Annotated in this window: 16 protein-coding genes and 7 tRNA genes; 21 read left to right on the top strand and 2 right to left on the bottom strand. The window is 52.8% G+C overall.

The features are described 5' to 3' along the window. Positions 1 to 67: 67 nt before the first annotated feature. The 12 genes from nagB (at position 68) to LH23_RS11310 (ending at position 7,155) form a co-directional block, all read left to right on the top strand. Positions 68 to 868 carry a glucosamine-6-phosphate deaminase gene (gene nagB, locus LH23_RS11365; RefSeq protein ID WP_008456097.1) on the top strand — a complete coding sequence of 267 codons (801 nt, stop codon included), beginning with the start codon at positions 68 to 70 and terminating at the stop codon, positions 866 to 868. 161 nt (positions 869 to 1,029) lie between these two features. Continuing rightward, positions 1,030 to 2,178 carry an N-acetylglucosamine-6-phosphate deacetylase gene (gene nagA, locus LH23_RS11360; RefSeq protein WP_039291184.1) on the top strand — a complete coding sequence of 383 codons (1,149 nt, stop codon included), beginning with the start codon at positions 1,030 to 1,032 and terminating at the stop codon, positions 2,176 to 2,178. A 5-nt stretch (positions 2,179 to 2,183) separates the two neighbouring features. Beyond that, the gene (gene nagC, locus LH23_RS11355; RefSeq protein ID WP_039291182.1) at positions 2,184 to 3,404 is read left to right on the top strand and encodes a DNA-binding transcriptional regulator NagC; all 1,221 of its coding nucleotides are present in this window, start codon (positions 2,184 to 2,186) and stop codon (positions 3,402 to 3,404) included. A 62-nt stretch (positions 3,405 to 3,466) separates the two neighbouring features. Further along, a complete protein-coding gene (locus LH23_RS11350) occupies positions 3,467 to 4,222 on the top strand; it encodes an HAD-IIA family hydrolase (protein WP_008456091.1) in 756 nt (251 codons plus the stop codon). A 309-nt stretch (positions 4,223 to 4,531) separates the two neighbouring features. Continuing rightward, on the top strand, positions 4,532 to 6,193 hold the full coding sequence (asnB, locus tag LH23_RS11345) for an asparagine synthase B (protein ID WP_039291180.1): 1,662 nt from the start codon (positions 4,532 to 4,534) through the stop codon (positions 6,191 to 6,193). A 252-nt stretch (positions 6,194 to 6,445) separates the two neighbouring features. Further along, positions 6,446 to 6,522, top strand: a tRNA-Met gene (locus LH23_RS11340). A gap of 10 nt (positions 6,523 to 6,532) precedes the next feature. After that, positions 6,533 to 6,617: transfer RNA gene (locus LH23_RS11335), tRNA-Leu, on the top strand. A 22-nt stretch (positions 6,618 to 6,639) separates the two neighbouring features. Then, positions 6,640 to 6,714: transfer RNA gene (locus tag LH23_RS11330), tRNA-Gln, on the top strand. 38 nt (positions 6,715 to 6,752) lie between these two features. Continuing rightward, a tRNA-Gln gene (locus LH23_RS11325) sits at positions 6,753 to 6,827 on the top strand. A 21-nt stretch (positions 6,828 to 6,848) separates the two neighbouring features. Beyond that, positions 6,849 to 6,925: transfer RNA gene (locus LH23_RS11320), tRNA-Met, on the top strand. Between the two features lie 45 nt (positions 6,926 to 6,970). Next, a tRNA-Gln gene (locus tag LH23_RS11315) sits at positions 6,971 to 7,045 on the top strand. Positions 7,046 to 7,080: 35 nt separating this feature from the next. Further along, a tRNA-Gln gene (locus tag LH23_RS11310) sits at positions 7,081 to 7,155 on the top strand. A gap of 88 nt (positions 7,156 to 7,243) precedes the next feature. On the opposite strand, the gene ubiF is transcribed toward LH23_RS11310, so the two are convergent. Next, entirely contained in the window at positions 7,244 to 8,419 is a 1,176-nt protein-coding gene (gene ubiF / locus LH23_RS11305) for a 3-demethoxyubiquinol 3-hydroxylase (RefSeq protein ID WP_039291178.1), read from the bottom strand. A 123-nt stretch (positions 8,420 to 8,542) separates the two neighbouring features. Between ubiF and miaB the strand changes: the two genes are divergently transcribed. The 5 genes from miaB (at position 8,543) to lnt (ending at position 14,231) form a co-directional block, all read left to right on the top strand. Further along, positions 8,543 to 9,967 (top strand): tRNA (N6-isopentenyl adenosine(37)-C2)-methylthiotransferase MiaB, encoded by a 1,425-nt coding sequence (gene miaB / locus LH23_RS11300; RefSeq protein ID WP_039291175.1) that lies wholly within the window; start codon positions 8,543 to 8,545, stop codon positions 9,965 to 9,967. Between the two features lie 211 nt (positions 9,968 to 10,178). Next, entirely contained in the window at positions 10,179 to 11,240 is a 1,062-nt protein-coding gene (locus LH23_RS11295) for a PhoH family protein (RefSeq protein ID WP_008456082.1), read from the top strand. After that, positions 11,237 to 11,704 (top strand): rRNA maturation RNase YbeY, encoded by a 468-nt coding sequence (ybeY, locus tag LH23_RS11290; protein ID WP_039291173.1) that lies wholly within the window; start codon positions 11,237 to 11,239, stop codon positions 11,702 to 11,704. Before LH23_RS11295 ends, ybeY begins: the two co-directional genes overlap by 4 nt. Positions 11,705 to 11,803: 99 nt before the next feature. Beyond that, positions 11,804 to 12,682, top strand: coding sequence for a CNNM family magnesium/cobalt transport protein CorC (gene corC, locus LH23_RS11285; RefSeq protein WP_008456079.1), 879 nt, complete (start codon positions 11,804 to 11,806; stop codon positions 12,680 to 12,682). A 7-nt stretch (positions 12,683 to 12,689) separates the two neighbouring features. Beyond that, positions 12,690 to 14,231, top strand: coding sequence for an apolipoprotein N-acyltransferase (lnt, locus tag LH23_RS11280; RefSeq protein WP_039291172.1), 1,542 nt, complete (start codon positions 12,690 to 12,692; stop codon positions 14,229 to 14,231). Between the two features lie 85 nt (positions 14,232 to 14,316). On the opposite strand, the gene LH23_RS23965 is transcribed toward lnt, so the two are convergent. Beyond that, positions 14,317 to 14,568: a hypothetical protein gene (locus tag LH23_RS23965; protein WP_156108029.1), complete on the bottom strand. Its 252-nt coding sequence runs from the start codon at positions 14,566 to 14,568 to the stop codon at positions 14,317 to 14,319. 46 nt (positions 14,569 to 14,614) lie between these two features. On the opposite strand from LH23_RS23965, the gene LH23_RS11270 reads away from it, so the two are divergent. The 4 genes from LH23_RS11270 (at position 14,615) to LH23_RS11255 (ending at position 17,859) form a co-directional block, all read left to right on the top strand. Continuing rightward, positions 14,615 to 15,520 (top strand): amino acid ABC transporter substrate-binding protein, encoded by a 906-nt coding sequence (locus LH23_RS11270; protein ID WP_039291169.1) that lies wholly within the window; start codon positions 14,615 to 14,617, stop codon positions 15,518 to 15,520. A gap of 199 nt (positions 15,521 to 15,719) precedes the next feature. Then, complete coding sequence (locus LH23_RS11265; RefSeq protein WP_039291167.1) at positions 15,720 to 16,460, top strand: amino acid ABC transporter permease; 741 nt, start codon at positions 15,720 to 15,722, stop codon at positions 16,458 to 16,460. Further along, positions 16,460 to 17,134 (top strand): glutamate/aspartate ABC transporter permease GltK, encoded by a 675-nt coding sequence (gltK, locus tag LH23_RS11260; protein WP_039291165.1) that lies wholly within the window; start codon positions 16,460 to 16,462, stop codon positions 17,132 to 17,134. The genes LH23_RS11265 and gltK overlap by 1 nt, the downstream gene beginning before the upstream one ends. Then, on the top strand, positions 17,134 to 17,859 hold the full coding sequence (locus LH23_RS11255) for an amino acid ABC transporter ATP-binding protein (protein WP_039291163.1): 726 nt from the start codon (positions 17,134 to 17,136) through the stop codon (positions 17,857 to 17,859). The genes gltK and LH23_RS11255 overlap by 1 nt, the downstream gene beginning before the upstream one ends. Positions 17,860 to 17,878: the final 19 nt, after the last annotated feature.

Genomic DNA, 17,878 nt, shown 5'->3' with positions numbered 1-17,878 from the left:
TTACCCTTATGCTTATCGAGATCGATTCAGCTAACCCTATTTTTACTCTTAAACTACGAGGTGAATGATGAGACTGATTCCCCTGGCTACCCCGGCACAAGTCGGCAAATGGGCAGCTCGCCATATTGTAAATCGCATCAATGCATTCAAACCAACCGCGGACCGTCCTTTTGTTCTGGGTCTGCCAACCGGCGGCACGCCGCTGGAAGCTTACAAAGCTCTGGTTGAGATGCATAAAGCAGGCCAGGTTAGCTTTAAGAACGTCGTCACGTTCAACATGGATGAATACGTCGGTCTGCCGAAAGAACACCCGGAAAGCTATTATACTTTCATGCACCGCAACTTCTTTGATCACGTTGATATCCCAGCGGAAAACATCAATCTGCTGAACGGCAACGCAGAAGATGTTGATGCAGAATGTCGCCGCTACGAAGAGAAAATTCGCTCCTATGGCAAAATTCACCTGTTCATGGGCGGTGTGGGCAACGACGGCCACATCGCGTTCAACGAACCAGCGTCTTCCCTGGCTTCCCGCACCCGTATTAAAACCCTGACCCATGACACCCGCGTGGCAAACTCTCGTTTCTTCGGCGGCGACGTGACTCAGGTACCTAAATACGCGCTGACCGTTGGCGTAGGTACCCTGCTGGATGCAGAAGAAGTGATGATCCTGGTGCTGGGCGGTGTCAAAGCTCTGGCGCTGCAGGCGGCCGTGGAAGGCAACGTTAACCACATGTGGACTATCACCTGCCTGCAGCTGCATCCAAAGGCGGTGATCGTGTGTGATGAGCCGTCCACCATGGAGCTGAAAGTCAAAACGTTGAAATATTTCAACGAACTGGAAGCAGAAAACATTAAAGGCCTTTAAGGCACAATAGACAACTGACGCGTCGTAAAAGCGTCAGTTGTCCAGGAAAATCAATGTATTGGTTTTCTACAGTCAGTCATAAAGAGGAAGGTGTTTCGGCTTTTCCTCTTTATTAGCGATCTTACAGTCTTAAAGCACGACGTTATTCCCGGGGGTAGGATATGTATGCATTAATCCACGGTCGGATTTATACCGGCCACGAAATTCTGGATGACCACGCGGTAGTCATTGCCGATGGCCTGATTGAGCGAGTTTGCCCTGTAGAAGCACTGCCAGCAGGTATCGAAACGCGCGATGTGGGCGGTGCCGTCATTGCCCCCGGTTTTATTGACGTACAGCTGAACGGCTGCGGCGGCGTGCAGTTTAACGACACCGCAGAAGCCGTTTCTGTTGAAACGCTGGAAATCATGCAGAAAGCGAACGAACGCTCAGGCTGCACCAGCTACCTGCCTACGCTTATCACCACCAGCGACGAGCTGATGATGCAGGGCGTGAACGTCATGCGCGACTATCTGGCGAAATACAGCCATCAGGCGCTGGGTTTACACCTTGAAGGGCCGTGGCTTAACATCGTGAAAAAAGGGACGCACAACCCGGGCTTCGTGCGCAAGCCGGATGCGAAGCTGGTTGATTTCCTCTGCCAGAATGCCGATGTGATCACCAAAATCACCCTCGCACCTGAAATGGTTGAGCCAGAAGTCATTCAGAAGCTGGTCGCTGCGGGCATCATCGTTTCTGCCGGTCATTCCAATGCAACAATTAAAGAAGCCAAAATTGGCTTCCGCGCCGGGATCACCTTCGCAACCCACCTTTTCAACGCGATGCCTTATATTACCGGCCGTGAACCTGGCCTTGCTGGCGCAATTTTTGATGAAGCTGACGTCTACTGTGGCATCATTGCTGATGGTTTACATGTGGATTATGCGAACATTCGCACCGCAAAACGCGTGAAGGGCGATAAACTGTGCCTGGTGACTGACGCAACCGCACCGGCAGGTGCCAACATCGATCAGTTCATTTTTGCTGGCAAAACAATATACTACCGTGACGGTCTGTGCGTTGATGAGAACGGCACGCTGAGCGGGTCTGCACTGACCATGATTCAAGGTGTTCGCAATTTGGTGGAACACGCGGCCATCGCGCTGGATGAAGTCCTGCGTATGGCAACCCTCTACCCTGCTCGCGCCATGGGCGTGGATAAACATCTGGGCGCAATCGAAGCCGGTAAAGTGGCTAACCTGACCGTGTTTACCCGCGACTATAAAATTATCAAGACCATCGTTAATGGTAACGAGGTCGTAACTGAGTAAATAGCATGACGACTGGCGGACAAGCCCAAATTGGTAACGTTGACCTGGTAAAACAGCTGAATAGCGCGGCGGTCTACCGCCTGATTGATCAGCACGGTCCCATCTCGCGCATCCAGATTGCCGAACAAAGCCAGCTTGCGCCCGCCAGCGTCACAAAAATTACTCGCCAGCTTATTGAGCGCGGCCTGATAAAAGAAGTCGATCAGCAGGCCTCCACCGGCGGCCGCCGCGCTATCTCCATTACTACCGAAACACGTAACTTTCACGCTATTGGCGTGCGCCTTGGGCGCCATGACGCCACTATCACCCTGTTCGACCTGAGCGCGAAATCCATCGCCGAAGAGCACTACCCGCTGCCTGAACGCACCCAGGAAACGCTCGAGCATGCGTTGCTCAACGCCATCAGTCACTTTATCGAAACCTGGCAGCGTAAAACCCGCGAACTTATCGCTATTTCCGTCATCCTGCCAGGGCTGGTTGACCCAGAAAGCGGCGTGATCCGCTACATGCCGCACATCGCCGTCAACAACTGGGCGCTGGTCGACAGCCTGGAAAAACGTTTCAAAGTGACCTGTTTTGTCGGCCATGATATTCGCAGTCTCGCGCTGGCCGAGCACTACTTCGGTGCAACTCACGACTGCGAAGACTCTATTTTGGTGCGCGTTCACCGCGGCACCGGGGCGGGCATTCTGTCAAACGGGCGGATTTTTATCGGCCGTAATGGGAACGTCGGTGAGATTGGCCACATTCAGGTAGACCCATTAGGCGAGCGCTGCCACTGCGGTAACTTTGGCTGCCTGGAAACCATCGCCGCGAACGCCGCCATTGAAAAACGCGTCCGCCATTTGCTGGAACAAGGCTATAACAGCCGTTTGACGTTGGAAGATTGTAGTATTCAAGCTATCTGCAAAGCGGCCAATAAAGGCGATGCGTTGGCCTGTGAAGTGCTGGAACACGTTGGCCGCCACCTGGGGAAAGCCATTTCCATCGCCATTAACCTGTTTAACCCGCAAAAAGTCGTGCTTGCCGGTGAGATAATCGAAGCTGAAAAAGTGCTGCTGCCGGCCATTGAAGGCTGCATTAATACTCAGGTATTGAATGCCTTCCGTAAAAATTTGCCTATCGTCTGCTCAAAGCTGGACGACCGCTCGGCCATCGGAGCCTTTGCGCTGGTTAAGCGCTCGATGCTAAACGGCGTCTTGCTTCAGCATTTGCTGGAAAGTTAATGCTGCCCAGGCAGCATTTTACGCTATAGTTACCGACTTCATTCCGTGAGCCAGAGTTGTTAATGACCACCATCCAGAACGTAATTTGTGATATCGACGGCGTGCTGATGCACGACAACGTCGCCGTGCCGGGCGCTAATGAATTTCTGGCACGTATTCTTGAAAAAGAAATGCCGCTGGTGCTGCTGACCAACTACCCTTCCCAGACCAGCCAGGATCTTGCCAACCGCTTTGCCTCCGCGGGTATCGACGTGCCGGAGAGCGTGTTTTACACCTCCGCCATGGCTACGGCCGATTTCCTCCGTCGTCAGGAAGGTAAGAAAGCCTACGTCGTCGGTGAAGGGGCGCTGATTCACGAACTCTACAAAGCTGGATTTACCATTACCGACATCAATCCTGACTTTGTTATCGTCGGTGAAACTCGCTCCTTTAACTGGGAGATGATGCATAAAGCGGCCTACTTCGTGGCAAACGGTGCACGTTTCATTGCGACCAATCCTGACAGCCACGGCCACGGCTTTAGCCCGGCCTGCGGCGCGCTTTGTGCGGGTATTGAGAAAATCTCCGGTCGTGAACCGTTTTATGTCGGCAAACCAAGCCCGTGGATCATCCGCGCGGCGCTCAATAAAATGCAGGCGCATTCCGAGCAAACCGTTATCGTCGGCGATAACCTGCGGACGGATATTCTCGCGGGCTTCCAGGCGGGTCTTGAAACTATCCTGGTTCTGTCTGGTGTCTCCAGCCTGAACAACGTCGATGATATGCCGTTCCGGCCAAGTTGGATTTACCCCTCTGTGGCTGAAATCGATATTTTCTAATTCAGAATGCCGGCCCAGAGCCGGCATTTTTATATCGATAAAAAATCGCCGCCCAGGCGAATCAAACTTCAGTACAAATTGTTAAAAATTGACGATCCGTTAATTTTCACGCCGAAAACATCATCATTTTTCATAAATCAGCAATCCTCACTGCACTATTTATTAGCTGAAAGCTAAAAGCCTTGCATTCCCTTCAACGATTGAGCATTTTCATTACTAAGCAACGCCGCAAAGCCGCAGCAAAAGCAAAAAAATCGGCAACGCAGCACCACAACTCAAATCGCTCAGGCAAGTGTACGGAGAAGTTATATGTGTTCTATCTTTGGCGTTCTGGATATCAAAACTGATGCAGTTGAATTGCGCAAAAAAGCGCTGGAATTATCACGCCTGATGCGCCACCGCGGCCCGGACTGGTCAGGGGTATATGCCAGCGATAAAGCGATTCTTGTTCACGAACGTCTGTCAATTGTTGACGTCAACGCGGGTGCTCAGCCGCTGTACAACACCGAAAAAACTCACGCCCTGGCGGTTAACGGCGAAATCTACAACCACCAGGCTCTGCGCGCCGAATACGGCGACCGCTATACCTTCCAGACCGGTTCAGACTGTGAAGTTATCCTGGCGCTGTATCAGGAAAAAGGCCCTGACTTCCTTGATGATCTGCAGGGGATGTTTGCCTTCGCGCTTTACGACAGCGAGAAAGACGCTTACCTGATTGGCCGTGACCACATCGGCATCATCCCGCTTTATATGGGCCATGATGAACACGGTAACCTGTATGTCGCTTCAGAAATGAAAGCCCTTGTGCCTGTTTGTCGCACCATCAAAGAGTTCCCGGCGGGCAGCTACCTGTGGAGCAAAGACGGCGAAATCCGCAGCTACTATCAGCGCGACTGGTTCAGCTACGAAGAAGTAAAAGACAACGTCACGGACAAAAATGCGCTGCGTCAGGCGCTGGAAGATTCCGTGAAGAGCCACCTGATGTCCGACGTTCCTTATGGCGTTCTGCTGTCCGGCGGGCTGGACTCTTCCGTGATTTCCGCGATCACCAAAAAATTTGCCGCGCGCCGCGTAGAAGATGAAGAGCGTAGCGAAGCCTGGTGGCCGCAGCTTCACTCCTTCGCAGTGGGTCTGGAAGGTTCTCCTGACCTGAAAGCCGCACAGGAAGTCGCTAACCATCTGGGCACGGTTCACCATGAGATCCACTTCACCGTCCAGGAAGGCCTGGATGCGATCCGCGATGTTATCTATCACATCGAAACTTACGATGTGACAACGATCCGCGCTTCAACACCGATGTACCTGATGTCGCGTAAAATCAAAGCGATGGGCATCAAAATGGTGTTGTCCGGGGAAGGCTCTGATGAGGTGTTCGGTGGTTACCTGTACTTCCACAAAGCGCCAAACGCCAAAGAGCTGCATGAAGAAACCGTGCGCAAATTACAGGCCCTGCACATGTTTGACTGTGCCCGCGCCAACAAGGCAATGTCCGCCTGGGGCGTTGAAGCCCGCGTCCCGTTCCTGGATAAAAAATTCCTCGACGTGGCAATGCGCATCAACCCGCAGGACAAAATGTGCGGCAACGGCAAAATGGAAAAGCATGTTCTGCGTGAGTGCTTCGAATCGTACCTGCCGGCAAGCGTGGCGTGGCGCCAGAAAGAGCAGTTCTCTGACGGCGTAGGCTACAGCTGGATTGATACGCTGAAAGAAGTGGCCGCTGAGCAGATTAGCGACCAGCAGTTGGCCACCGCTGCCTACCGTTTCCCGTACAACACGCCAGGCTCGAAAGAAGCCTATTTGTACCGCGAAATCTTTGAAGAGCTGTTCCCGCTGCAAAGCGCGGCGGAATGCGTACCTGGCGGCCCGTCAGTGGCCTGTTCTTCCGCAAAAGCGATCGAATGGGATGAGTCGTTCAAAACCATGAACGATCCATCAGGGCGCGCGGTGGGTGTGCACCAGGCCGCCTATTAATCGCTAATTTAGCTTAAAACAACGGGCCTTATGGCCCGTTGTCGTTTCTGTATTCCTGTCGCGGCTTTATCCCTGTTTTTAAGCGGAATTAAAAACAAAAACGTGCGTTATTGTCGATATTTCAAGCAAGCTGTTCGCAAGTCATTCAAACGAGCATTCTGAGCGGGTTTTCGGGAAAAAACTAGTTGACGCTGTAGAGTCAACTCAGCATAATGCGCCCCGCAACGCCGATAAGGTAGCGCGTAAAAAGATGGCTACGTAGCTCAGCTGGTTAGAGCACATCACTCATAATGATGGGGTCACAGGTTCGAATCCCGTCGTAGCCACCATCTTTTTTATGCGGGAGTGGCGAAATTGGTAGACGCACCAGATTTAGGTTCTGGCGCCGCAAGGTGTGCGAGTTCAAGTCTCGCCTCCCGCACCATTTATCTTTCGCGTTGCACGGATGGGGTATCGCCAAGCGGTAAGGCACCGGTTTTTGATACCGGCATTCCCTGGTTCGAATCCAGGTACCCCAGCCATTATTTTTTCGATACATGCGGTTTACCGCGACGGTTATTGGGGTATCGCCAAGCGGTAAGGCACCGGTTTTTGATACCGGCATTCCCTGGTTCGAATCCAGGTACCCCAGCCATCGAAAAATATGATAAGGTCTGGCTACGTAGCTCAGCTGGTTAGAGCACATCACTCATAATGATGGGGTCACAGGTTCGAATCCCGTCGTAGCCACCATACAAAGGAATTATTGATTAATTTCGATAAATCCAAAAAAATTGTTGGGGTATCGCCAAGCGGTAAGGCTCTGGTTTCTGATACCAGCATTCCGAGGTTCGAATCCTCGTACCCCAGCCAATTTTAAAGTCGTTAAGCGGTTCGTTTAACGCAATTGGGGTGTCGCCAAGCGGTAAGGCTCTGGTTTCTGATACCAGCATTCCGGGGTTCGAATCCCTGCACCCCAGCCACACAATGAAAAGCCCGCGCAAGCGGGCTTTTTGCTATCTGACATTTAGTCAGCATAAGCAGAGCGGTAAATCGCCCTGCGCGTCTTAACTATAATCCCAGGGCGTATTTCAGCGCTTTACGCTTCAGGCCACCGGCTCTTTCCGCCGCCATAAGTCCAATATTTCGCACCACGCGCAGCGGCCCCAGGTTATTACTGAACCCCGCATAGAACAGATCCATTCCGCTTTGCATCAGGAAATTATCCGCCTGACGGCGCCTCTGATAACGTTTTAAAATAGCCTCACTCGCCCAGGCTTCTGCGTGGCTACGGGCACCGATCAGGACATCAAGCAAAGTATCTACGTCGCGATACCCCAGGTTAACACCCTGCCCGGCCAAAGGATGAATCGTATGCGCCGCGTCACCTATCAGTGCCAGCCCCGGCTGGACATACTGCAAAGCGTGTCGACGAGTCAGCGGAAATGCCCCGCTGGCAACCGGCGTAACCGCCCCGAGTCGCTGAGGAAAAGCGGCCGAAATCGCTTTTTGCAGCTGGGGCATGTTCATTCCCTGCAACTGCCGAATACGTGTCGGCGTGTCATACCAAACCAGAGAGGCCCAGTTATCGAACAGCGGCAGGAAAGCATGTGGCCCTGTCGGTGTGAAATGCTGCCAGGTGCTGTCTCCCGGCTCAAACTCGCATTTAACGGTAATTAGCATGCAGGCTTGACGGTACTGCCAGGCATGCACGCCAATCCCCGCCCATTTTCTGATCTGGGAATTCGCGCCATCCGCGCCAATCACCATTTCAGCATTGAGTGAGCCGCCGTCTTCAAACTCAAGCGCCCAACCTGCTGCCTGGCGATGGATTTGCCGTAGCCTCGCCGGGCAACGTAAAGTGATATTCTGATGTGCCTCAAGCGCTTCCCAAAGCACGCGCTGCAGCACGTTATTTTCCACCATGAAACCGAGCTCAGGTAAGCCCAGTTCTTCGGCATCAAAACCGACGTGCGCGCTTTCCCATTCCCAGGTTTCCAGGCGGCGATAAGGGTGCGCCCGCACCGCTAAAACGCTGCCCCAGACGCCAAGAGACTTGAGCAGGCCAACCGATGCACTGCTGATGGCCGAAATACGGACATCCGGCTGGCGACCTGGAACAAAAGCCTCAGGAGCATGATGTTCAATCACCGCCACACGAAAACCGTGCTGCGCCAGCCCCAGCGCAGCGGCCGCACCGACCATGCCGCCGCCAACAACGGCTACTTCAATTGGTTGATTTGCCATAAATCTCTTTCCTTAATTCATCTTTGCTAATTCTACTGGCTTTTCCCAGGCTGGTCACATCCATAGCAAAGCATTACACTATCCGGCTTAATTCCTGACTTCACCTTGAGCAATGGCAAGTCGATGACAAAAAAACTCCATATAAAAACCTGGGGCTGCCAGATGAACGAATACGATTCATCGAAGATGGCCGACCTGCTGGACAGCACCCACGGCTTTACGCTGACCGATAACGCGAATGAAGCGGACGTTCTGCTGCTGAACACTTGTTCTATTCGCGAAAAAGCACAGGAAAAGGTGTTTCACCTGCTGGGGCGCTGGAAGCATATCAAAGCCAAACGTCCGGACGTGATCATTGGCGTCGGCGGCTGCGTTGCCTCTCAGGAAGGGAAGAAAATTCGCCAGCGGGCACACTATGTAGACATCGTCTTTGGGCCGCAAACCCTGCACCGCCTGCCGGAAATGATCAACCAGGTTCGCGGTACCCGCAGCCCGGTGGTGGACGTCAGCTTCCCGGAAATCGAAAAATTTGACCGCCTGCCTGAGCCGAAAGCCGAAGGCCCGACCGCCTACGTTTCCATCATGGAAGGCTGCAACAAATATTGTACCTATTGCGTGGTGCCTTATACCCGTGGCGAAGAAGTGAGCCGCCCTTGCGACGATATTCTGTTTGAAATCGCTCAACTGGCGGAACAGGGCGTGCGTGAAGTTAACCTGCTGGGTCAAAACGTTAACGCATACCGTGGCGCGGCTTACGACGGCGGCATCTGCTCGTTTGCTGAACTCCTGCGCCTGGTTGCCGCAATTGACGGTATCGACCGTATTCGCTTCACCACCAGCCACCCGATCGAATTTACCGATGACATTATCGAAGTGTACCGCGACACGCCCGAGCTGGTGAGCTTCCTGCACCTGCCGATTCAAAGCGGTGCTGACCGCGTGCTGAATATGATGGGCCGCACGCATACCGCGCTGGAGTATAAATCGACGATTCGCAAGCTGCGCGCTGCACGCCCGGATATCCAGATCAGCTCAGACTTTATCGTGGGCTTCCCGGGCGAAACCAGCCAGGACTTCGAGCAGACCATGAAGCTGATTGCTGACGTCAACTTTGACACCAGCTTTAGTTTTATTTTCTCCGCTCGTCCGGGCACCCCGGCGGCCGACATGGTTGATGACGTACCGGAAGAAGAGAAAAAACAGCGCCTTTATATCCTGCAGGATCGTATTAACCAGCAGGTAATGGAGTGGAGCCGCAAAATGCTGGGCACGGTGCAGCGCATTCTGGTGGAAGGTACTTCACGTAAAAGCATTATGCAGCTGTCCGGCCGTACCGAGAATAACCGCGTGGTTAACTTCGAAGGGACACCGGATATGGTCGGGAAATTCGTGGATGTTGAAATCACCGAAGTCCTGACTAACTCCCTGCGCGCGAAGCTGGTACGCACAGAAAGCGAAATGGGCCTGCGTATTGCTGAAACCCCGGCTTCCGTTATTGCTCGTACCCGCAAAGAGAATGAAATTGGCGTTGGGACTTACCAGCCTTAATTCTCTCCACAGCCTGCCGGAACGCGAATTCCACGCCCTGGCAGGCTGTCTCATTGTTTGCACTTGCATTCTGAAGACATCACCCAAATATCAATTGTGACGCTTGCGCCATCACGCTGCGGGATAAATAATTTCCCTGTAGCCGAACCGTATTTTCGGCTACGCGAGACCGTTTTACTCTAACTGGCCCCGAGTGACCCAGAGGATAAGTTTGAATATCGAAACACGTGAATTAACGCTGGAACCGGCGGATAACGCCCGTCTGCTTAGTCTGTGCGGCCCTTTTGATGACAACATCAAACAGCTGGAGCGCCGGCTGGGGATTGAAATCAACCGCCGTGACAATCACTTCAGGCTCACCGGTCGTGAGCTTTCCGTTAACGCCGCTGCGGATATTCTGCGCCATCTGTATGTAGACACCGCGCCAATGCGCGGCCAAAGCCAGGATATCGACCCTGAGCAAATTCATCTGGCGATTAAAGAAAGTCGGGTGCTGGAGCAAACGGCCGACAGCGTGCCGGATTACGGTAAAGCTATCCATATAAAAACTAAGCGTGGCGTCATTAAGCCGCGTACGCCTAACCAGGCGCAGTACATCGCGAATATTCTCGACCACGACATCACATTCGGCATTGGGCCGGCAGGGACAGGGAAAACCTATCTTGCCGTTGCCGCCGCGGTTGATGCGCTGGAGCGCCAGGAAATTCGCCGCATTCTGCTGACCCGTCCGGCGGTTGAAGCGGGTGAAAAACTGGGCTTCCTTCCCGGCGATTTAAGCCAGAAGGTTGACCCGTACCTGCGCCCTCTGTACGACGCGCTGTTTGAAATGCTGGGCTTCGAGAAAGTCGAAAAGCTAATTGAGCGCAACGTTATCGAAGTCGCTCCACTAGCCTACATGCGTGGCCGTACCCTGAACGATGCTTTTGTCATTCTTGATGAAAGCCAGAACACCACCACCGAACAGATGAAAATGTTCCTGACCCGCATTGGCTTCAACTCCAAAGCGGTGATTACCGGCGACGTGACGCAAATTGACCTGCCGCGTAACCTGAAATCAGGCTTACGTCATGCTATCGACGTTCTGTCCGAGGTGGATGAAATCAGCTTCAACTTCCTTAACAGCGAAGACGTGGTGCGCCACCCGGTTGTGGCCCGCATCGTTAACGCCTATGAGGCCTGGGAAGCCGCCGATCAAAAACGCAAAGACGAGCTTGCCGCCGAGCGTAAACGTGAAGCCCTTGCCCTGCAGGCTACCGCTCAGGAGAGCAAATGAGTCAGGTTATTTTAGATTTACAGGTTGCCTGCGAAGCAGAAAGCGGCCTGCCGGATGAAGCACAAATCCAGCGCTGGCTGGATGCGGTTATTCCTCAGTTTCAGCCAGAGTCAGAGGTCACCGTTCGTCTGGTAGACGAAGCAGAAAGCCACGACCTGAACCTGACCTATCGCGGGAAAGATAAGCCCACCAACGTGCTCTCTTTTCCGTTTGAAGCCCCGCCTGGGATTGAGCTTCCCTTACTGGGCGATCTGATCATCTGCCGTCAGGTGGTTGAGCAGGAAGCCAAAGAACAAGAGAAGCCGCTGGAAGCCCACTGGGCACATATGGTTGTACACGGCAGCCTGCATCTGCTCGGTTACGACCACATCGAAGACGATGAAGCCGAAGAGATGGAAGCGCTGGAAACAGAGATAATGCTTGCTCTTGGGTATGCCGATCCGTACATTGCCGAGAAAGAGTAGTCGGCTCAGGGCTTTCCCTTTGCCGCCGCCACGCGCAGGCAGTGCACCATCAGGCTGCCTGTTAGTATTTGATTTATATGAGGCCTAAAACCTAACGCCATGAGCGACGACAATTCACAGAATAGTGACACGCCGGAAGCCAAAAAGGGATTCTTCTCCCTCATTCTCAACCAGCTGTTTCACGGTGAACCGAAAAACCGTGACGATCTGCTGACGCTTATTCGTGATTCTGAGCAAAACTCTCTGATAGACCAGGACACCCGCGACATGCTCGAAGGGGTAATGGATATCGCTGACCAGCGCGTCCGCGACATCATGATCCCACGTTCACAGATGGTCACGCTCAAACACAACCAGACGCTGGACGAGTGCCTCGATGTCATTATCGATTCCGCTCACTCCCGTTTCCCGGTGATAAGCGAAGACAAAGATCACATCGAAGGGATTCTGATGGCGAAAGATCTGCTGCCGTTTATGCGCAGCGACTCTGAGCCTTTCAGCATGGAAAAAGTGTTACGTCAGGTGGTTGTCGTGCCTGAAAGCAAGCGGGTTGACCGCATGCTGAAAGAGTTTCGTCAGCAGCGCTATCATATGGCGATTGTCATTGATGAATTTGGCGGCGTTTCAGGTCTCGTGACTATCGAAGATATTCTTGAACTGATTGTCGGGGAAATCGAAGACGAATACGACGACGAGGAAGACGGCGATTTCCGTCAGCTGAGCCGCCATACGTGGACGGTGCGCGCCCTCGCCTCTATTGAAGACTTCAACGAAACCTTCGACACGCACTTTAGCGATGAAGAAGTCGACACCATCGGTGGTCTGGTGATGCAAGCCTTTGGGCATCTGCCTGCCCGTGGCGAAACCATTGAAATAGATGGTTACCAGTTCAAAGTCGCCATGGCCGATAGCCGTCGTATTATTCAGGTTCATGTCAGAATTCCGGACGACTCGCCGCAACCTAAACTGGACGAATAACTCAGCTATGGCTATAGCTCAACTTCTTCAACGCCAGCGCATTCGCCTGCTGCTGGCGCTTTTCTTTGGGGCCTGCGGAACGCTGGCCTTTTCCCCTTATGATTTCTGGCCTGCAGCCATTGTCTCGCTGGCTGGTTTGCAGGGTCTGACGCTCAACCGTCGCCCGGTACAAAGCGCCGCGATTGGCTTCTTCTGGGGGCTGGGGCTGTTCGGCAGCGGCGTCAATTGGGTTTACGTGAGTATTGCTCAGTTTGGCGGTATGCCGGGCCCGGTGAACGTGTTCCTGGTCGTACTGCTGGCCGCTTATTTGTCACTCTACACAGGTTTGTTTGCCGGTATTCTCAGCAAGCTGTGGCCAAAAACAACGTGGTGGCGCGTAGCTATTGCCGCCCCGGTCGTCTGGCAAATTACCGAATTCCTGCGCGGCTGGGTGCTGACCGGCTTCCCGTGGCTGCAGTTTGGCTACAGCCAAATCGATGGCCCACTAAAAGGCATCGCGCCGATTTTTGGGGTCGATACGATTACCTTCCTATTGATGATTATCAGTGGCCTTCTGGTGTACGCCCTGCAGGCACGGAAATGGGTTCCTGCCGCGGTTTCTGCGGCTTTACTGTTATTACCCTGGCCTCTGCGCAGTATTCAATGGTTCCAGCCTCTGCCAGAGCGTTCCGTTGATGTGGCGATGGTACAAGGCAACATTCCCCAGTCTCTAAAGTGGAATGAAAGCCAGCTGCTGGACACGCTGAAAATTTATCTGGATAAAACAGAGCCGGAGATGGGTAAAGCTAAGCTTATCATCTGGCCAGAATCGGCTATCTCCGATCTGGAAATTAATCAGCAACAGTTCCTGACCATGATGGATGACCTGCTGCGGGCAAAACACAGCTCATTAATTACCGGTATCGTCGATGCACGCCTTAACAAGCAAAACCGGTATGACACCTACAACACCATTATCACGCTTGGTGAAGGTAGCCCTTACAGCTACACCAGCAGTAATCGCTACAACAAAAACCACCTTGTGCCATTTGGTGAGTTTGTGCCGCTTGAATCGATTCTACGGCCGCTGGCCCCGTTCTTCGATCTGCCTATGTCATCGTTCAGCCGTGGGCCATATGTTCAGCCCCAACTGCTCTCAAACGGCGTTAAGCTGACGGCGGCAATCTGCTACGAAATCATCCTGGGTGAACAAGTCCGGGACAACTTCAGGCCAGATACTGACTTCCTGCTGACTATCTCCAACGATGCCTGGTTCGGTAAATCTATCGGCCCGTGGCAGCACCTGCAGATGGCGCGTATGCGTTCGCTCGAACTGGGGCGGCCTCTGTTGCGCAGTACCAATAACGGCGTCACTGCGGTGGTCAACGCCGAAGGTGATATCACTAATATCATCCCGCAGTTCACCCGCGAAGTGCTGGAAGCGAAAGTCACGCCAACCACCGGCTTAACGCCTTATGCACGCTTCGGCTTCTGGCCGCTGTGGGTGATTACTGCGTTATTCGGTTTCACCGCTCTGGTGATGAGCCTGCGTAACCGCAACAAAAAGTAATCTCCCTTCCCGCGCCTAAAGGCCAGCAAATTTGCTGGCCTTTTTCATTTCTGGCACAAGCTTTGCTAGATATTAACAGTTGAAATCAAATAGCTGGCGCAAAGACGCCCTGTGGCCTTGCCGTATCGGGCAGTGAAAAATGCATGCACCAAAAAGCGACATCGCAAGCACCGTTATAGTGCATTGGCATATCTTTGCCTTTAAACGGTGCGGCGCGCTTCGCAAAAATAAACATCTTATTAGCATTTTCTTTACATTCAGCTAGGTTAGATGCTAACAAAAGAGCATTGCATGACGCTTTTAGCAGCATGAAAAAACAACAAAACACAACACTCACATCGGATACCGGTGCCTCCTCTGGCACTAAGATTAAGGAGTTGGATATGCAATTACGTAAACTGGCCACGGCAATGCTGGTGATGGGCATGAGCGCCACAATGGTTCATGCAGAAGATGCGAAACCTCAGCAGTCAACGCTGGATAAAATCAAAGCCAACGGCGTTATCGTGGTCGGCCACCGTGAATCATCTGTACCTTTCTCTTACTACGACAATCAGCAAAAAGTGGTTGGCTACTCTCAGGACTACTCAAACGCCATCGTAGAAGCGGTGAAAAAACAGCTGAACAAACCTGACCTGCAGGTGAAACTGATCCCAATCACCTCTCAGAACCGTATTCCGCTGCTGCAAAACGGCACTTTCGATTTTGAATGTGGTTCCACCACCAACAACGTGGAACGTCAAAAACAAGCCGCATTCTCCGACACCATCTTCGTTGTCGGCACCCGTTTGCTGGTGAAAAAAGGCGGCCCGATTAAGGACTTCCCTGACCTGAAAGGGAAAACCGTTGTTGTGACCTCCGGGACCACCTCCGAAATCCTGCTCAACAAGCTTAACGACGAGCAGAAAATGGGCATGCGTATTATCAGCGCCAAAGACCACGGTGACTCCTTCCGTACCCTGGAAAGCGGCCGTGCCGTTGCCTTTATGATGGATGATGCCCTGCTGGCCGGTGAACGTGCGAAGGCTAAACAGCCAGATAACTGGGAGATCGTCGGCAAGCCGCAGTCCCAGGAAGCCTACGGCTGTATGCTGCGTAAAGATGACCCAGAGTTTAAAAAGCTGATGGATACCACCATCGCGCAGGCACAAACCTCCGGTGAAGCCGCGAAATGGTTTGATAAATGGTTTAAACAGCCAATTCCACCGAAAAACCTCAACATGAACTTCGACCTTTCTGACGAAATGAAAGCGCTGTTCAAGGAACCAAACGACAAAGCTCTCAACTAATTAGAAACACAGGGGCCGGAAAAATCCGCCCTCCCGATTGACGAACTGAAGCCAGGACAGACTATGCGTTGGTGGGTCGTTCCCCCACCAGCGTGAAGGTGCTCAAAAACGCAGACAAAGATCTGCTTCAAGGCACCGGCTTCTCATCAATCTTCGAGGGTAGCCTGCGCTACCCTCTTTTTTTATCTCGGAGTAAGTTATGTCTATAGACTGGAACTGGGGAATCTTTTTACAGCCCGCCCCGTTCGGCAACACAACCTATCTGGGCTGGATTTGGAATGGCTTCCAGGTCACCGTAGCCCTGTCAATAACCGCATGGATCATTGCTTTTCTGGTAGGGTCTCTGTTTGGTATTTTGCGTACGGTCCCGAACAAATTCCTGTCCGGCATCGGTACGCTTTACGTTGAACTCTTTCGCAACGTTCCCCTGATAGTCCAATTCTTTACCTGGTATCTGGTGGTGCCTGAACTGCTGCCGGAAAACATCGGCATGTGGTTTAAGTCCGAACTGGATCCCAATATTCAGTTCTTCCTCTCGTCAATGATTTGCCTCGGTCTGTTTACCGCCGCTCGCGTTTGCGAACAGGTGCGAGCCGCAATTCAATCCCTGCCTCGGGGGCAGAAGAACGCGGCTCTGGCAATGGGGCTGACGCTGCCTCAGGCCTATCGCTATGTCCTGCTGCCTAACGCCTATCGAGTCATCGTGCCGCCGATGACCTCTGAAATGATGAACCTGGTGAAGAACTCGGCCATCGCTTCAACCATTGGTCTGGTGGATATGGCGGCACAGGCTGGCAAGCTGCTGGATTACTCGGCACACGCCTATGAATCCTTTACGGCGATTACCCTTGCCTATGTACTGATTAACGCCGTCATCATGGGCGTGATGTATGTGGTTGAACGTAAAATTCGCCTGCCTGGCAATATGGGGGGCAAATAATGCTCGATCTTGACTGGAGTTCTATTCTACCTGCCCTGCCGTACTTAATGCAGGGGCTGGTCATCACGCTCAAAATCACCGTTACCGCGGTGGTGATCGGTATTGTCTGGGGCACGCTGCTGGCCGTCATGCGCCTGTCGAGCTTCAAACCGATCGCGTGGTTTGCTACCGCTTACGTGAACGTTTTCCGTTCTGTGCCGCTGGTGATGGTACTGCTTTGGTTCTATCTGGTGGTGCCTGGCTTCCTGCAGTCGGTGCTAGGTCTGTCGCCAAAAACTGATATCCGCCTGATTTCCGCGATGGTCGCCTTCTCCATGTTTGAAGCCGCCTACTATTCAGAAATCATTCGCGCCGGTATTCAGAGTATTTCCAGAGGGCAGTCAAACGCCGCTCTGGCGCTGGGCATGACCCAGTGGCAGTCGATGAAACTCATTATTCTGCCGCAGGCCTTCCGCGCTATGGTGCCGCTGCTGTTAACCCAGGGCATCGTTTTGTTCCAGGATACCTCGCTGGTATATGTTTTAAGCCTGGCAGACTTCTTCCGCACCGCCTCCACCATTGGCGAGCGTGACGGTACACAGGTCGAGATGATCCTGTTTGCCGGCCTGGTCTATTTTGTGATTAGCCTCAGTGCATCGCTGTTGGTCAGCTACTTGAAGAAAAGGACTGTGTAATGATTACCCTGAAAAATGTTTCTAAATGGTATGGTCACTTTCAGGTGCTGACCGAGTGCTCAACCGAAGTGAAGAAAGGCGAAGTTGTCGTCGTGTGCGGGCCTTCCGGTTCCGGCAAATCTACGCTGATTAAAACCGTCAACGGTCTTGAGCCCGTACAAAAAGGCGAAATTTTGGTGAACGGCACCCAGGTGAACGATAAGAAAACCAATCTGGCGCAACTCCGATCCCACGTTGGCATGGTGTTCCAGCACTTCGAGCTGTTCCCTCACCTGTCGATTATCGAAAACCTGACGCTTGCCCAGGTCAAAGTGCTGAAGCGAGATAAAACAGCTTCCCGCGCCAAAGGGTTAAAATTACTAGAGCGCGTTGGGCTTGCCGCCCATGCCGATAAATATCCGGCGCAGCTTTCCGGCGGCCAGCAGCAGCGTGTCGCGATTGCCCGCGCCCTGTGCATGGATCCTATCGCAATGCTGTTTGACGAACCAACCTCAGCGCTCGACCCGGAAATGATCAACGAAGTACTGGACGTCATGGTTGAGCTGGCCAATGAAGGCATGACCATGATGGTGGTAACCCACGAAATGGGCTTTGCCCGCAAAGTGGCTAACCGCGTGATCTTTATGGATGAAGGGAAAATTGTCGAAGACTCAAACAAAGACGACTTCTTCAATAATCCTCAGTCTGAACGCGCGAAAGACTTCCTGGCGAAAATACTGCACTAACCGTAACGCGCCACAGTAA

Source organism: Cedecea neteri (assembly GCF_000758305.1).
GTDB classification, from domain to species: domain Bacteria; phylum Pseudomonadota; class Gammaproteobacteria; order Enterobacterales; family Enterobacteriaceae; genus Cedecea; species Cedecea neteri_C.
The sequence above is the reverse complement of the archived record's forward strand: the minus strand, read 5'-3'. Positions and strand labels throughout refer to the sequence as shown.

Excerpts from the sequence above, each read along its gene's own strand:
- nagC (WP_039291182.1), top strand. The coding sequence starts at position 2,184 with ATGACGACTGGCGGACAAGCCCAAATTGGTAACGTTGACCTGGTAAAA.
- lnt (WP_039291172.1), top strand. The coding sequence starts at position 12,690 with ATGGCTATAGCTCAACTTCTTCAACGCCAGCGCATTCGCCTGCTGCTG.
- LH23_RS11270 (WP_039291169.1), top strand. The coding sequence starts at position 14,615 with ATGCAATTACGTAAACTGGCCACGGCAATGCTGGTGATGGGCATGAGC.
- ybeY (WP_039291173.1), top strand. The coding sequence starts at position 11,237 with ATGAGTCAGGTTATTTTAGATTTACAGGTTGCCTGCGAAGCAGAAAGC.
- nagA (WP_039291184.1), top strand. The coding sequence starts at position 1,030 with ATGTATGCATTAATCCACGGTCGGATTTATACCGGCCACGAAATTCTG.
- LH23_RS11265 (WP_039291167.1), top strand. The coding sequence starts at position 15,720 with ATGTCTATAGACTGGAACTGGGGAATCTTTTTACAGCCCGCCCCGTTC.
- LH23_RS11350 (WP_008456091.1), top strand. The coding sequence starts at position 3,467 with ATGACCACCATCCAGAACGTAATTTGTGATATCGACGGCGTGCTGATG.
- corC (WP_008456079.1), top strand. The coding sequence starts at position 11,804 with ATGAGCGACGACAATTCACAGAATAGTGACACGCCGGAAGCCAAAAAG.
- gltK (WP_039291165.1), top strand. The coding sequence starts at position 16,460 with ATGCTCGATCTTGACTGGAGTTCTATTCTACCTGCCCTGCCGTACTTA.
- asnB (WP_039291180.1), top strand. The coding sequence starts at position 4,532 with ATGTGTTCTATCTTTGGCGTTCTGGATATCAAAACTGATGCAGTTGAA.
- ubiF (WP_039291178.1), bottom strand. The coding sequence starts at position 8,419 with ATGGCAAATCAACCAATTGAAGTAGCCGTTGTTGGCGGCGGCATGGTC.
- nagB (WP_008456097.1), top strand. The coding sequence starts at position 68 with ATGAGACTGATTCCCCTGGCTACCCCGGCACAAGTCGGCAAATGGGCA.
- LH23_RS11255 (WP_039291163.1), top strand. The coding sequence starts at position 17,134 with ATGATTACCCTGAAAAATGTTTCTAAATGGTATGGTCACTTTCAGGTG.
- miaB (WP_039291175.1), top strand. The coding sequence starts at position 8,543 with ATGACAAAAAAACTCCATATAAAAACCTGGGGCTGCCAGATGAACGAA.